A 14700-nucleotide genomic window follows, 5' to 3' on the forward strand; every position below is an offset into this window, starting at 1 on the left:
AAAGACGATTGCTTTGCTTTGCGTCTAAGCATTGCCATAATGTCAAAAAAAAGTGAAATCCGGGGCACAAAGTGCTGTGCGTCACTCGGGGCGGGGTTGGATTCATCGGGAATGACATGGAAATCAAGAATTCCATCCAGTTCGCCACGGCTACGCCGCGGCGAAGGCTGGCCGTGCGCGCGGCCGGCGGCGTGCTGGCCGCGTTGGCCGTGTTTGGCCTCGCGGGCTACTTTGGCGGTCCGCCGCTGATCAAGTCGCTGATTGAAAAAAACGCCACCGAGGCGCTCGGCCGCAAGGTGACGCTGGGGGCGGCGCATGTGCGTCCGTTCGAACTGGCGGCGACGCTGAACGACCTCACTATCTATGAGCGCGACGGCAAGACCCCCGCCGTGACACTGGGCGAGGTGGAAGCCGACACCTCGCTGGCCTCGGCCTGGCACCTCGCGCCGGTGGTGGACTCGCTGCATATCGATCGCCTGGCCGTACATGTGACGCGCGAGGCCGACGGCCGCCTGAGCTTTGCCGATATCCAGGACAAGCTCGCCGCCCAGCCGCCGAAGCCGCCCGATGCCAAGCCGGCCCGCTTCTCGGTCAACAACATTGCCGTCACGGGCAGTTCGGTGGCTTATGAGGACAAGGTGGCCGGCTCTGCCGTGAAGGTCGACAACCTGACGCTGACGCTGCCCTTCCTGTCGAACCTGCCGCACGACGTGGAGATCGTCACGCGGCCCACGCTCAGCGCGCAGATCAACGGCACGCCGCTGGCCCTCGATGGCACCGTGCTGCCTTTTGCCGATTCGCGCGAGACGCACCTGAACGTCAACCTCGACGGGCTCGATGTGGCGCGCTTCATGCCGTTCGCGCCCAGGCTCAAGGATGCGCAGGTCAAGCACGGACTGCTCGACACGCGCTTGACTGTGGGCTTCCGCCAGCAGAAGGACAAGCAGGACATCTTCGTCTCAGGCACCGCAGCCCTGCGCGAGCTGGACGTGCGCACGGCCGCCGGCGCGCCGCTGGTCAGCAATGGCAAGCTGGCGCTCGATATCGACCGCGTGGAACCGCTGGCACAACGCGCCCATCTGCGCAGCGTCGATATTGAAGGGCTTGACGTGGCCGCCGTGCGGCGCGCGGACGGTTCGCTGAACCTGGTCACGGCCTTCGTGCCGCAAGCCGCGCCTGAAGCCAAGGCCGCGCCGGCATCGGCGCCGACGGCGGCAGCAAAGCCGCAAGAGGCGGGGTGGCGCTACGCCGTCGACCGCGTCACGCTCAAGCAAGCCCGCTTCGGCTTCGAAGACGCGCTGGCGCCGTCCGGCCCGGGCAAGCTGGCGTTGGGCCCCATCGATGCCGAGGTGAATGGCCTGGCCAGTGCCGACGCCGACAAGGCGACCAGGCTGCAGGCCACCATCACAGTGGCCGATGGCCAGACCATCACGCATGTGGGCGAACTGTCGTTGCGGCAGCGAACGCTGGCCGGCACGCTCGAAACTTCGGGGCTGCAGCCGCAGGGATTTGCGTCCTGGTGGCCGCACGCGCTCCAGGCCCAGTTCGGCAAGACCGCGGTCAACGCGGAGCTTCATTACCGGATGTCGTGGGCGCAGCCCGTGTTCCAGTTCGTGCTCGAAAAGTCGCGGCTGGAACTGGCGCCGCTGCATGTGGCGACACGCGAGCCGGTGGTCATGCCGGCGGCCGTGGCAGCGTCGGGCCAGCCCGCGGCGCGCCAGGCGCGTGCGGAACGTGTCGAGCGCCGCAACCGCCGTGCGCGCGCGACCGACACCGAGGGCGCAAACCTGCCCTTGATGCAGGCCGACAAAGTGGTGCTGGACGATATCGGCCTGGACCTGGCCAAACAGACCTTCGGGGCGGGGCAGTTGGCGATCACCAAGCCGCAGATTGCCGCGACGCGCGACCATCGCGGCCAACTGCTGGAAATGGCACGCATATGGGCCAGCGAATCCGCACGCCAGACCGAAGCCCAGCGCAAGCAGCCGCCCGCGCCGGCCGCGAACAGCGCGGCACCGGCGGCCGGCGGTGGCTGGAAGGTGCGGCTCGGCAAGGTCGGGCTCGACGGCGGCTCGGCGCGCCTGGCCGACTACGCGCCCGCGGAGCTGAACCGCGGCCGGCCAGTCATCCACCAGTACCGCAATATCGGCCTGACCACGGGGGCCATCGCCTGGCCGCTGACCCCGGCGGCGCTGCCGGTCAAGCTGCATGCGGAGTCGGGCAAGCGCGGCGTGATCAATATGGAAGGCAACGTGCTGCCGGCCGCCCCGGCCAGCCAGTTGCAGCTCGACCTGCGCGAGATCGACCTGGCACCGGTGCAGCCCTACGTGGGCGATCGCCTCAATGCGGCGCTGCGCAGCGGCACGCTGACCGTCAAGGGCCGGCTGGCCGTCAGTGCGCCGCCGGGCAAGCCGATTGCCGCCGGCTTTGCCGGCAACGCGCAGGTGGCCAATGTGCGCACCGTGGACCGAGTCACCGGCGACGACTTCCTGCGCTGGCGCTCGCTGGCGGTGTCGGGCATCGATTTCGCCATGGACGACAGCAAGGGCCCGATGCGCGTGGCGCTGAACAATATCGCGCTGTCGGACTTCTATGCCCGCGTGATCCTGAACGCCAATGGCCGCCTGAACCTGCAGGACGTGATGGCGGGCGGCGCGGCCAAGGGCGAGGCGCCGCCGGCCACGAGCCTGACGCAGGCGAACCCGGCATCGGCACCGGCGGCATCCGCGCCGGCCCCGGCGCCCCCTGCGGCACCCGCGCAGGCGGCCGCAGGCCCGAAGCCGCAGGTACGTATCGGCGGCGTATCGGTTGACAAGGGCAACATCAATTTCTCGGACTTCTTCGTCAAGCCGAATTACAGCGCCAACCTGACCGGCATGAAGGGCTCGGTGTCCAAGGTGGCGTCCGGCGACCCGACACCGGCCGACCTCGTGCTCAATGGCCGGCTCGATGACGATGCGCCGGTCAGCATCAGCGGCAAGATCAATCCGCTCGGCGAGCAGCTCTTCCTGGACATCGCCGCCAAGGCCTCGGGCGTGGAACTGACGCGCCTGACGCCGTATGCGGCCAAGTACGCCGGCTATCCGATCACCAAGGGCAAGCTGACCGTCGACGTGGCCTACAAGATCGACCAGGGCAAGCTCGACGCCAGCAACCACCTGTACCTCGACCAGCTCACCTTTGGCGACAAGGTCGACAGCCCGGACGCGACCAAGCTGCCCGTGCTGCTGGCGGTGTCGCTGCTCAAGGACCGCCACGGCGTGATCGACATCAACCTGCCCGTGTCAGGCTCGCTGTCGGATCCTGAGTTCAGCGTCGGCGGCGTGATCGTGCGCGTGATCCTTAACCTGCTGGCAAAGGCGATCACGTCGCCGTTCGCGCTGATCGGCTCGGCGTTTGGCGGCGGCAGCGGCGAGGAACTCGGCTACGTGGAATTCACGCCCGGCACCGCGACGCTTGCGCCCGCGGCCAGGGACAAGATTGCCACGGTGGCCAAGGCCCTCAACGACCGTCCGTCGCTGAAGCTGGAAATCAGCGGCCGCATCGACCCGGCCACCGACGAGGCGGGCGCCCGCCGCGCCTGGCTGGACGCCCGCGTGGCCGAGCAGAAGCGGCGCGACCTGCGCAAGAGCGCGCAGGAAGGCGACGAAGCCGGCGACAGCGAAGCGGGCGAGCAAGGCGCCGACGTCAAGGTGTCGAAGCAGGAGTACCCGAAGTATCTCGAAGAGGTCTACAAGCGCACCTCGATGAAGAAGCCGCGCAATTTCGTCGGCTTTGCCAAGTCGCTGCCGCCCGAGGAAATGGAGAAGCTGCTGATGGCCAATGCCACGGTATCGGATACCGATCTCAGGCACCTTGCGGACCAGCGCGCGCTGGTCGTCAAGCAGGCGCTGGAGCGCGACGGCAAGGTGCCGGAAGACCGGCTGTTCCTGACCGCGCCGCATCTGAGCGCCGAGGGCATCAAGGACAAGGGCACGCCGAACCGGGTGGATTTCTCGATCCGCCAGTAATCGCATCGCTGGCCGGCGCCGACAGGTGCCGGCATCCCCTCGAACTCGCCGCTCGTAAAAACCGCGTATCATTCGGCCCGGAAAATGTATCGGGCCGCGTGCGGCCGCGCTTAGGAGAAAGTTTTGCAGCAGGATCAGCTTGAAGCAGCAGTGGCCTACAAGACCTGGGTTTGCGTGATCTGCGGCTGGGTGTACGACGAAGAACTGGGCTGTCCGGAAGACGGCCTGGCGGCCGGCACCCGCTGGGAAGAGGTACCCGATGACTGGCGCTGCCCGGAATGCGACGTGGGCAAGGCCGAATTCGCCATGATCGAACTGTGACGTTGCCGGCCCGCGCCGCATGCGCCGGCCACGCGGATGGCCGCTGCGGCTAATGCCTGGCCGCGTGCTTGCAGAGGCCGGCGCGTTGCCGCGCGCAGCGCCGATAGCGCATTCGGTAGGGGTGGCTGCACCGCCACACTGCAACCAAGACAGTCAAGCACAGCAGTACCGCCATTACGGCGGCCATCAGGCCGATCGTCATGCGCGGCCCTCCTCTCTCTCGACAAATACCCGAGCCTGGCGGCTCAGATCAGCAGCGGCAACGCCTCCAGTACCAGCACAGCCACCAGCGCTCCGATGAGTGCGCCCATGGTGCGGCAACTGATACGCAGGAACCTGGCGGTCACCGGGATCGAGCCCATGGCGATCACGCCTACCAGCGCCATCGGGATCAGGAATACAAGATCGTGCGCCTGAAAATGCCACATCATGGCGGTCTCCTGTCTCTCTGCCTTACGACTCCAGTATAGGCAGTGTGTGGCGAATAGACGGCCGCTTGCATCGGGATTGACCCGTATGCGCAACGGCAGTCCTGCGGAGATACGCCGCCGCGCAACGCATACCGCGTACCGTTCATGCCACCTGCGGGCATGCCATACGAGCGGAGCGCGGACGCTGGCATCTTTTTCGCCCTGCCGGGTCTAACTCTGCGACCCGCGTGTCCTATCCTGTGCAAATACGCGGGCCTGTCCCGCGAATACAGAGAGGCGGAGGTGGCTATGGAACTTCACATGCATTCGCACCATTACGTGCGGCGCTCGCCGGACTGGACCGCAGCCGCGGTATCGGGGCTGGCGGCCGGCGCGTTGCTGCTGGTGCTGGAACTGTTCTGGTCCACGATGGTGTCGGGCGTGAATCCGTGGGGCACCACGCGCATGATTGCCGCGATCCTGATGGGCCGGGACGTATTGCAGACCTCGCTGTTCAGCGTGGGCACCGTGGCGGCGGCACTGCTGATCCACTTCGTGCTGGGCGCGGTGCTGGGGATGGTCCTGGCCATCATCATCGCGCCGTTCCAGCTGGATTCGAGCGTTCGCATGATCCTGCTCGCTGGCGCCGTCTTTGGCGCGGTGGTCTACGTGTTCGACTTCCATGTCATGACGCGCGTCTTCACGTGGTTCGCGGACGCGCGCGGCTGGTACACGCTGGTGGGCCACATGATCTTCGGCATGGTGGCCGCGGTGTGCTACTGGAAGCTCGAAAGCAAGGACGTATCGCATTGAGCGCCGGATGCGGCAGCGCATGGCGGCGGATGTGCGCCGCACTGCAGCGTCGCTGATTTAGCCGCGTGCTTTTGCCACTACACGGGCGGCGCGCGACCACAACGGTGGATGGGAGATGATGTCCCATCCGCCGTTTTTTCCATGCGCGCAGCGCTTGTGCGAGACCGCACGGTGGCTTGTGCGATGCGCAAATCGTGGCGCCCGTGTTGCCTTGCAGTGACCTGATGGCATGCACTAGTCTTATCTCAACCCTGCGTGACTTCCGCATCCCTCGCACGTGCGAGGAGGAGGGTGGATATGGCGATGGCCATCGCACTCGTAGTCATCGTCGTCGCTTCGGTGCTCTTTCATTTCCTGAGCCCGTGGTGGGCGACCCCGCTGGCGTCCAACTGGAAGCAGATGGACGACACGCTTACCATTACCCTGGTCATCACGGGCATCTTCTTCATCGTCATCAACCTGTTCGTCGGCTACATCGTCTGGCGCTTCCGTCATGGTGCGCCGCGGCAGAACGGGCACAACGGGCATCGCGCCAGCTACCATCCCGAGAGCCGCAAGCTGGAACTCTGGCTTACCGTCGGTACCGCGCTCGGCGTCATGGCGCTGCTCGCCCCGGGGCTGTTCGTGTACGCGGACTACGTGCGCCCGCCGCGCGACGCGATGGTGCTGGAAGTCATCGGCCAGCAGTGGCAATGGGCCTTTCGCTTTCCGGGCAAGAGCGGCCAGCTTGGCACCTCCGACCCGCGTTTCATCAGCGGCACCAATCCGCTGGGCCTCAATCCCGACGATCCGCGCGGGCAGGACAACGTCGTCATCAGCGGCCCGGAAGTGCACCTGCCACTGAACCGGCCCGTCAAGGTGCTGCTGCGCTCGCGCGATGTGCTGCACGACTTCTACGTGCCGCCGTTTCGCGCTCGCATGAACATGGTGCCGGGCATGGTGACCTCGTTCTGGTTCACGCCGACGCAGGCGGGGCGCTTTGAAATCCTGTGCGCGCAGCTCTGCGGCGTGGGCCACTACAACATGCGCGGCATGGTGGTGGTGGAGGACCAGGCCGCCTTCGACACATGGCTGGCGAAGCAGCCAACCTTTGCGATGACGCTCGCCAAGGCGGCAGCGCCATCGCCGCCGGCGCCGGCCGGGGTGGCCAGCGGCGCCGACGCGGCACTGGCGGCAAAAGGCCACGCGCTGGCACAGAGCAAGGGATGCGCGGGATGCCACAGCATTGACGGCAACCCTGGCGTGGGACCGACGTGGAAGGGCCTGTATGGGCGCACCGAAACATTCTCCGACGGCAGCACCGCGCCGGTCGACGATGCGTTCCTGAAAGAGGAAATCACCGATCCGCAAGCTCGCCTGGTCAAGGGGTTCGGCCCGGTCATGCCCAAGATAGCGCTGACCGAAGAGGAGTTAAGCGCCGTGATGGCCTATATCCGCGCGCAGGGCAGCGGCGCCGGCACGGGCGCTGCACCGCCGGAGTCGGCGTCGGCCGGAGCACCGACGGGGGGCACCGCGGCGGCCGAGACCAGCTCGCAGGCGGCATCGTCGGCATCCGGCACGTACACGACATCGAATGCCGCCGTGGTGCCGCCGACCGCCTCGCCCAGGGCGACGAAGTGAGGAGAAACGCATGGCTTACGCCGATGATGCCGGCCACCACGGACCGCAGAGCTTCTGGACCCGCTACGTCTGGAGCCAGGACCACAAGGTGATCGCCGTGCAGTACACCATCACGGCCATCGTGGTGGGGCTGGTGGGCGTGGCGCTGTCCAACCTGATGCGCATGCAGCTCGGGTTCCCCGGCAAGTTCGATTTCATCGACGCCAACCGCTACTACCAGTTCGTCACCATGCACGGCATGATCATGGTGATCTACCTGCTGACCGCGCTGTTCCTCGGCGGCTTTGGCAACTACCTGATCCCGTTGATGGTGGGCGCGCGCGACATGGTGTTCCCGTTCCTCAACATGCTCAGCTACTGGGTCTACCTGCTGTCGGTGCTCGTGCTGCTGGCCAGCTTTTTCGTGCCGGGCGGCCCGACCGGCGCCGGCTGGACGCTGTATCCGCCGCAGGCGATCCTGCCCGGCACGCCCGGCTATGAGTGGGGCATCATCCTGATGCTGGTGTCGCTGGCGATCTTTATCGTAGCGGCCACCATGGGCGGGCTGAACTACGTCACCACGGTGCTGCAGGCGCGCACCGAAGGCATGACGCTGCTGCGCATGCCGCTGTCGGTGTGGGGCATCTTCATGGCGACCATCCTGGCGCTGCTGGCGTTTCCGGCGCTGTTCGTCTCGGCCGTGATGATGCTGCTCGACCGGACGCTCGGCACCAGCTTCTTCATGCCGGCGATGGTGTCGATGGGCCAGCAGCTCAACTACAAGGGCGGCAGCCCGCTGCTGTTCCAGCACCTGTTCTGGTTCTTCGGCCATCCGGAGGTGTATATCGTCGCGCTGCCGGCCTTCGGCATCGTCTCGGACCTGGTCAGCGTGCATGCGCGCAAGAGCATCTTCGGATATCGCACCATGGTGTGGGCCATCCTGGCGATAGGCGTGCTGTCGGTAGTGGTGTGGGCCCACCACATGTTCGTGAGCGGCATGAACCCGTACTTCGGCTTCTTCTTCGCCACCACCACGCTGATCATCGCCATTCCCACGGCCATCAAGGTCTACAACTGGGTGCTCACGCTGTGGCGAGCCGATATCCATTTCACGGTGCCGATGCTGTTCGCCATCGCGTTCATCAGCACCTTCGTCATCGGCGGGCTGACGGGGCTGTTCCTTGGCAATGTGAGCGTGGACATCCCGCTGTCGAACACCTATTTCGTGGTCGCGCATTTCCACATGGTGATGGGCGTGTCGCCGATCCTGGTGGTGTTCGGCGGCATCTACCACTGGTATCCCAAGGTGACGGGGCGCATGCTGGACGATACCCTCGGCCGCGTGCATTTCTGGGTCACCTTCATCGGCACCTACGCCATCTTTTTCCCGATGCACTACCTGGGCGTGCTGGGCATGCCGCGGCGCTACTACGCGTACGAGAACTACGCGTTCATCCCGGAATCCGCGCACGTGATGAACATGTACATCTCGATCGCGGCCTTCATCGTGGCGGCGGCGCAGCTGTTGTTCGTGTTCAACCTGGCCTGGAGCGTCTGGCACGGGCGCAAGGCGGACGGCAACCCGTGGCGCGCCGCGTCGCTGGAATGGCAGACGCCGCAGACGCCGCCCGCGCATGGCAACTGGGGGCCGCACCTGCCGGTGGCCTATCGCTGGGCCTATGCCTACAGCGTGCCGGGCGCGAAAGAGGACTTCATCGCGCAGAATGCGCCGCCCGAGGCCGGCGGCGCCGAGCCTGAACCGCACCCCAGACGTGGAGCCGTGGCATGAACGCCGATGCGGTCTACAAAGTCAGCCGCGACGACTTCGGCGGCAATCCGTCGGGCGGCGGCCACACCCGCGACGAGCACGCCCGCCGTGCGCCCGCGAGCATCGGGCTGTGGATCTTCATGGGCGTGGTCACGGTGCTGTTCGCGCTGTTCCTGACCGCCTATGCCATGCGCATGGACAGCCCTGACTGGCAGCGCATTGCGCTGCCGTGGCAGGTATGGCTGTCCACCGCGCTGCTTGCGGCAGGCAGCGTGGCCATGCAGGCGGCCGTGCGACTGGCGCGCGCGAGCCGCATGGCCGGGGCGCGGCAGGCGCTGCTTCTGGGCGGCGTGGGCGCGGCGGCGTTTGTCGCGTCGCAGCTATGGGCCTGGGAGGCGCTGCAGGCCGCCCATGTCGGTCCCGCGAGCAACCCGGCGGGCAGCTTCTTTTACCTGCTGACGGCCATGCACGGGCTGCACGTGCTCGGCGGCCTCGCGGGCTGGGCCTACGCGTCCGGATTCCGGGGCAGCGGTGAAGGCGCCGTGCTGCGCATGGTGCTGTGCGCCCGGTACTGGCATTTCCTGCTCGCGGTTTGGGTGGTCCTGCTGGCCGCGCTGGGCTGGCTCACGCCCGAGATCGTGCGCTATGTCTGCGGCACCGCGTAGCGCGGAGGAGAGACCCCATGTCTTCGAACGTCTCATCGCAGCCTGCCGTGCCGGCTGCCGTTGCCTCGGGCCTGCGCGGCCTGGTGGCGGACTGGTCATCCGACCAGCGCGCCTTCAAGGTGTCGTGGGGCAAGGCGATGATGTGGATCTTCCTGCTGTCCGACACCTTCGTTTTCAGCTGCTTCCTGACGGGCTACATGACGGTGCGCATGGCAACTACGGTGCCCTGGCCCAATCCCAGCGAAGTCTTCGGCCTTCGTATCGGTGGCCACGACGTGCCGCTGCTCCTGATCGCGATCATGACGTTCGTGCTCATCACCAGCAGCGGCACCATGGCGATGGCGGTCAACTTCGCCTACCGGCGCCAGCGCCGCCAGTGCGCGCTGCTGATGCTGGCGACCGCATTGCTCGGCGCAACCTTTGTCAGCATGCAAGCCTTCGAGTGGACCAAGCTGATTGTCCAGGAAGGTGTGCGTCCGTGGGGCAACCCGATGGGCGCGGCCCAGTTCGGATCGACCTTCTTCATGATCACGGGCTTTCATGGCTTTCACGTGACCTGTGGCGTGATCTACCTGCTGATCGTGGCGACCAAGGTCTTGCGGGGCCGCTACGAAGCCTCGGGAAACTACCAGATCGTGGAGATCGCGGGCCTGTACTGGCACTTCGTGGACCTGGTCTGGGTCTTCATCTTTGCATTGTTCTACCTCTGGTGAGGCTTGCCATGGCTTCGACTCCCACTCCCGCCTCTCCTGCCTCTCCCAGCGCTGCGCACGGCCCCGACGACGCCGCCCACACTGGCCAGCAACATCCGATCAGCCTCTACCTGAAGATCTGGCTGCTGCTGTTCGTGCTGTCCACGCTGTCGTACATGGTGGACTACGTGGGCTTCACCGGCTACCTGCGCTGGACCCTGATCCTGCTGCTGATGGTGATGAAAGCTGGACTGATCGTCGCCGTCTTCATGCACATGGCCTGGGAGCGCATGGCGCTGATCTGCGCGATCCTGGTGCCGCCACTGTGCCTGCTGGTGCTTGTCGGGCTGATGGCGGAAGAGGCAAACTACACGTTCCTGACGCGCGGTATCTTCTTCCATTGATCCTCCTCGCACGCATGCATCCTGCCACCGAAGCCATCCTGCGTTTCAACCAGGGCCGCGACCCCGAGCGCTTCACGCGCAAACTGGCCGCCATCGCCGCCGACCCGTTCGCCTTCTTTCGCGGCACCAATCACCTGTACGTGGCATCGCTGGGCCATGCGGACGCGCTGCTCGACGCGCCGACCACCTACGTCTGCGGCGACCTGCACCTGGAGAATTTCGGCAGCTTCAAAGGTGACAACGGCCTGGTCTACTTCGACCTGAACGACTTCGACGACGCGCTGGTCGCGCCGCTGACCGTGGACGTGATCCGCGTGCTGTCCAGCGTGCTGGTGGCGGCCGGCCAGATCGGCCTCTCGGACGAGGACGCGGAGCGCGCCTGCGAGGCGATGCTGTCCGAGTATGCGGCGGTATTGGAGGGTGGCAAGCCGCGCTGGCTGGAGCGCGCCACGGCGACCGGCATGGTGGCCACGCTGCTGCGGCGGGTCAAGCGCCGCCGCCGCGGCGAACTGGTCGCGGAGCGCGCCGAGACGCGCAAGGGGCAGCAGCGGCTGATCTGCGACGGCCGGCACGCCTTGCCCGCCGACACCAGGGACCGCAAGCGGGCCTTGCAGGTGTTGGACGCCTACTCCGGCCAGTCGCACGGCCACCGCTTCCGCGCCGAAGACGTGGCGCGTCGCGTGGCCGGCATCGGCAGCCTGGGGCTGGAACGCTACGTGGTGCTGGCGCGCGACGAACGCGCCGGCGGCATGCCGCGCCTGATCGACATCAAGCGCGCGGCGCCGTCCGCCTGGCAGGACCTGCCGAACCGCGCGCAACCGCGCTGGAGCAGCGATGCCGGGCGCGTGGCCGCCACCCAGACGATCATGCAGGCGGCATCGCCCGCGCTGCTATCGTCGGTGGACAAGGGCAAGGCGTCGTATCTGGTGAAAAGCCTGCAGCCGACCGCGGACCGGGTCAACCTGGCGCACTGCGATAGTTTCTCGTCGCTGCGCGAAGTGCTCGCGACCATGGCGCATGCCGCGGCGTGGGCGCACCTGCGCGGCTGCGGACACCACGCGGCCGACCGTATCGAGCAACTGCAGGAATTTGCGGCCGGCACGCGCTGGCGCAAAGGGGCGCTGCGGCTGGCACGGCATGGCCATGCCGTGTCGCTGGCCCAGTGGAAGGCCTACGCGGAGGACTACCGCAAGGCCAGGGGCAGCGCCGTCAGCGAATCCGCCAACGGCGCCCGATAAGCCATCCAGGCAGGCCGTACAGAAGGACGGGGACTCAGACCTGCGTGATGAACTTGGTCACGAGGTAGCCATCGAAGGTCTCCATGCCGCCTTCGCTGCCGATGCCGGAGTCCTTGATGCCGCCGAACGGCGTTTCGGACAGCGCCATGCCGAAATGGTTGATGTTGACCATGCCGGCCTCCAGGCCGTTGGAGACCTCGGTCGCGGTCTTCAGCGAGTTGGTGAAGACATACGACGCCAGGCCGAACGGCAGGCTGTTGGCGCGGCGCAGCACCTCGGCCGTGTCCTTGAAGCGCGTCACCGGCGCCACCGGGCCGAACGGCTCGTCGACCATCAGCCTGGCGTCGTCCGGCAGGTCCGTCACCACGGTGGGGGCGAAGTAGTAGCCCTTGTCGCCGAGGCGCGAGCCGCCGGCCACGACCTTGCCGCCACGCTGGCTGGCATCGTCCAGGAACTGTTCCATCGAGAGCACGCGGCGCTCATGCGCGAGCGGGCCCATCTGCGTGCCTTCTTCAAGCCCGTCGCCAACCTTGATCGAGCCGATCACCTCCGTAAAGCGGGCCAGGAACTTGTCATAGGCCTTTTCCTGCACGTAGAAACGGGTCGGCGAGACGCACACCTGGCCCGCGTTGCGCAGCTTGAACCGCGCCAGCATCTCGGCGGCCGGCTCGATATCGGCGTCGTCGAACACCAGCACCGGCGAATGCCCGCCGAGTTCCATGGTTACGCGCTTCATGTGCGCGCCGGCCAGCGCGGCCAGCTGCTTGCCTACCGGCACGGAACCCGTGAACGAGATCTTGCGCACGATCGGCGATTCGATCAGGTAGGTCGAGACCTCGCCTGGCACACCCCACACGATGTTCAGCACGCCCGGGGGCAGGCCGGCATCGTGGAACAGCTGCGCCAGCGCGACCACGGCGCTGGGCGAGTCTTCCGGCCCCTTCAGGATCAGCGTGCAACCCGCGCCCACCGCCGCCACGATCTTGCGGATGGCCTGGTTGAACGGGAAATTCCACGGCGTGAAGGCCGCGCACACGCCGATCGGCTCGCGCACCACGATCTGGCGCACATTGGGCTGGCGCGGCGGAATCACGCGGCCGTAGATGCGGCGGCATTCCTCGGCGTGCCAGTCGGCATGTTCGGCGCAGACCAGCACTTCGCCGACCGCCTCGGCCAGCGGCTTGCCCTGGTCCAGCGTGATATTGCGGCCGATGTCCTTGGCGCGCTCGCGGGCCAGTTCGCCCACGCGGCGCAGGATCTTCGAGCGTTCCAGCGGCGAAGTCTTCTTCCAGCTTTCAAAGGCGCGCTGGGCCGCGGCCAGGGCGCGGTCCAGGTCGGCGCGGCTGGCGTGCGGCAGCTTGCCCAGGACTTCCTGGGTGGCGGGATTGAGCACATCCTGCTCGCGCCGGTCGCCGCCCTTGACGAATTCCCCGTCGATATAGAGGGCAAGATCCTGGTACATGCGTGTTCTCCTGGTGGTCGTGTGGGACATTCCGGCGGTGCGTGGGTGCGCTGCCAAGTCCGCTAGCTTAACGTGTCGGCGCCGATCGTGCTGGCGATCCGGCCGACTCCCTGGGCGGGGAAGTACTAGCGCGTCCATGCGCAAAGCGGCCGCGATGGGGCCGCATCTTCACTACACTTTACGAAAAAGGCCGCACGGGTTCCCTAGTGCCCCCGGCCGCATACCAGGAGCCACGCCATGGATGGAAACTCGGGCAAGCGTGCCAGCGGTGAACGGAAACCCATCGCGCTGGCGCTCCAGGGCGGCGGCATGCACGGGGCCTTTACATGGGGCGTCATCGACCGGCTGCTCGAGGACGGCAGGCTGGAGATCGAAGGCATCAGCGCCACCAGCGCCGGCGCCATGAACGCCGCCGTGCTGGCCTGCGGGATGCTCAAGGGCGGACCCGACGGGGCGCGCCAGGCGCTGCATGATTTCTGGCTCGCCATCGCGCGCTCGGCCGAACGCTACAGCCCGTTCCGCTGGGTGCCGTGGATGAAGGGCGGGCACAGCTTCGGCCTGGACAACTCGCCGCTGTATGCCATGGCCGACATGGTGCTGCGCCTGATGTCGCCGTACCAGTTCAATCCGCACAACATGAACCCGCTGCGCGACGTCCTGGCCAGCCAGGTGGATTTCGAGGCATTGCGCCGGGAAGGCCCGTGCCATCTGTTCCTGTGCGCCACCAACGTGGAAACCGGCAAGATCCGCATTTTCTCCGGGGCGGACTTGTCGATCGACGCCGTGCTGGCCTCCGCCTGCCTGCCGACGCTGTTCCAGTCGGTGGTCATTGACGGCCAGCATTACTGGGACGGCGGCTATGTCGGCAATCCGGCCATCTTCCCGCTGATCTACCAATGCAAGACCAACGATGTCGTGATCGTCCACATCAACCCGATCGTGCGCCCGGGCGTGCCCAGGACGGCTGCCGACATCCTCAACCGCGTCAACGAGGTCAGCTTCAACTCGTCGCTGATGCGCGAGATGCGCGCCATTGCCTTCGTGACCTCGCTGATCCAGCAAGGCAAGGTCGACCGGGCCGAGATGAAGGAGATGCGCATCCATTCGGTCCGCAACGACGAGACCATGGCCGCGCTCGGCGTGTCGAGCAAGTACAACGCGGACTGGAAGTTCCTTTGCTACCTGCGCGACAAGGGCCGCGACCATGCCGGCACCTGGCTGGAGCGCACCTATGACCTGGTCGGGCAGCGATCCAGCGTGGATATCAGCGGCGAATTCCTCTGAGCGCGCCGCAACACGTCCGTCAGCACGCCAGTCC

12 protein-coding genes are annotated in these 14700 nt (G+C 66.5%); 10 read left to right on the forward strand and 2 right to left on the reverse strand.

Going from position 1 to position 14700, the window contains the following annotated elements; all coding sequences use genetic code 11:
- Window positions 1-116 precede the first annotated feature (116 nt).
- A complete protein-coding gene (locus tag AC3FKG_RS20815; RefSeq protein WP_488744017.1) occupies window positions 117-4010 on the forward strand; it encodes a DUF748 domain-containing protein in 3894 nt (1297 codons plus the stop codon).
- A 123-nt stretch (window positions 4011-4133) separates the two neighbouring features.
- Entirely contained in the window at window positions 4134-4331 is a 198-nt protein-coding gene (locus AC3FKG_RS20820) for a rubredoxin (RefSeq protein ID WP_483712040.1), read from the forward strand.
- Window positions 4332-4576: 245 nt separating this feature from the next.
- Here AC3FKG_RS20820 and AC3FKG_RS20825 read toward each other — a convergent pair whose 3' ends face one another.
- On the reverse strand, window positions 4577-4759 hold the full coding sequence (locus tag AC3FKG_RS20825; RefSeq protein ID WP_211958527.1) for a hypothetical protein: 183 nt from the start codon (window positions 4757-4759) through the stop codon (window positions 4577-4579).
- 291 nt (window positions 4760-5050) lie between these two features.
- On the opposite strand from AC3FKG_RS20825, the gene AC3FKG_RS20830 reads away from it, so the two are divergent.
- The 7 genes from AC3FKG_RS20830 to AC3FKG_RS20860 all read left to right on the forward strand — a co-directional run bounded on the left by AC3FKG_RS20830 (window position 5051) and on the right by AC3FKG_RS20860 (window position 11920).
- Complete coding sequence (locus AC3FKG_RS20830; RefSeq protein WP_483712039.1) at window positions 5051-5554, forward strand: hypothetical protein; 504 nt, start codon at window positions 5051-5053, stop codon at window positions 5552-5554.
- A gap of 297 nt (window positions 5555-5851) precedes the next feature.
- Window positions 5852-7174, forward strand: a complete 1323-nt coding sequence (locus AC3FKG_RS20835; protein WP_488744018.1) for a cytochrome c oxidase subunit II — start codon at window positions 5852-5854, stop codon at window positions 7172-7174.
- Window positions 7175-7184: 10 nt separating this feature from the next.
- Window positions 7185-8942, forward strand: coding sequence for a cytochrome c oxidase subunit I (ctaD, locus tag AC3FKG_RS20840; RefSeq protein ID WP_483712037.1), 1758 nt, complete (start codon window positions 7185-7187; stop codon window positions 8940-8942).
- On the forward strand, window positions 8939-9586 hold the full coding sequence (locus AC3FKG_RS20845; RefSeq protein WP_483712036.1) for a bb3-type cytochrome oxidase subunit III: 648 nt from the start codon (window positions 8939-8941) through the stop codon (window positions 9584-9586). Before ctaD ends, AC3FKG_RS20845 begins: the two co-directional genes overlap by 4 nt.
- A 17-nt stretch (window positions 9587-9603) precedes the next feature.
- Entirely contained in the window at window positions 9604-10299 is a 696-nt protein-coding gene (locus tag AC3FKG_RS20850; RefSeq protein WP_488744019.1) for a heme-copper oxidase subunit III family protein, read from the forward strand.
- Between the two features lie 8 nt (window positions 10300-10307).
- The gene (locus AC3FKG_RS20855; RefSeq protein ID WP_488744020.1) at window positions 10308-10682 is read left to right on the forward strand and encodes a cytochrome C oxidase subunit IV family protein; all 375 of its coding nucleotides are present in this window, start codon (window positions 10308-10310) and stop codon (window positions 10680-10682) included.
- A gap of 14 nt (window positions 10683-10696) precedes the next feature.
- Entirely contained in the window at window positions 10697-11920 is a 1224-nt protein-coding gene (locus AC3FKG_RS20860; protein WP_488744021.1) for a DUF2252 family protein, read from the forward strand.
- Window positions 11921-11954: 34 nt separating this feature from the next.
- On the opposite strand, the gene AC3FKG_RS20865 is transcribed toward AC3FKG_RS20860, so the two are convergent.
- Entirely contained in the window at window positions 11955-13382 is a 1428-nt protein-coding gene (locus AC3FKG_RS20865) for an NAD-dependent succinate-semialdehyde dehydrogenase (protein WP_483712032.1), read from the reverse strand.
- Window positions 13383-13619: 237 nt separating this feature from the next.
- On the opposite strand from AC3FKG_RS20865, the gene AC3FKG_RS20870 reads away from it, so the two are divergent.
- Window positions 13620-14666 (forward strand): patatin-like phospholipase family protein, encoded by a 1047-nt coding sequence (locus AC3FKG_RS20870; RefSeq protein ID WP_483712031.1) that lies wholly within the window; start codon window positions 13620-13622, stop codon window positions 14664-14666.
- Window positions 14667-14700: the final 34 nt, after the last annotated feature.

This window comes from Cupriavidus sp. 22TCCZM04-2, assembly GCF_057798895.1.

Coding starts and splice junctions, on each gene's coding strand:
- AC3FKG_RS20815 (WP_488744017.1), top strand. CDS start 117: ATGGAAATCAAGAATTCCATCCAGTTCGCCACGGCTACGCCGCGGCGA.
- AC3FKG_RS20825 (WP_211958527.1), bottom strand. CDS start 4,759: ATGTGGCATTTTCAGGCGCACGATCTTGTATTCCTGATCCCGATGGCG.
- AC3FKG_RS20830 (WP_483712039.1), top strand. CDS start 5,051: ATGGAACTTCACATGCATTCGCACCATTACGTGCGGCGCTCGCCGGAC.
- AC3FKG_RS20835 (WP_488744018.1), top strand. CDS start 5,852: ATGGCGATGGCCATCGCACTCGTAGTCATCGTCGTCGCTTCGGTGCTC.
- ctaD (WP_483712037.1), top strand. CDS start 7,185: ATGGCTTACGCCGATGATGCCGGCCACCACGGACCGCAGAGCTTCTGG.
- AC3FKG_RS20845 (WP_483712036.1), top strand. CDS start 8,939: ATGAACGCCGATGCGGTCTACAAAGTCAGCCGCGACGACTTCGGCGGC.
- AC3FKG_RS20850 (WP_488744019.1), top strand. CDS start 9,604: ATGTCTTCGAACGTCTCATCGCAGCCTGCCGTGCCGGCTGCCGTTGCC.
- AC3FKG_RS20855 (WP_488744020.1), top strand. CDS start 10,308: ATGGCTTCGACTCCCACTCCCGCCTCTCCTGCCTCTCCCAGCGCTGCG.
- AC3FKG_RS20860 (WP_488744021.1), top strand. CDS start 10,697: ATGCATCCTGCCACCGAAGCCATCCTGCGTTTCAACCAGGGCCGCGAC.
- AC3FKG_RS20865 (WP_483712032.1), bottom strand. CDS start 13,382: ATGTACCAGGATCTTGCCCTCTATATCGACGGGGAATTCGTCAAGGGC.
- AC3FKG_RS20870 (WP_483712031.1), top strand. CDS start 13,620: ATGGATGGAAACTCGGGCAAGCGTGCCAGCGGTGAACGGAAACCCATC.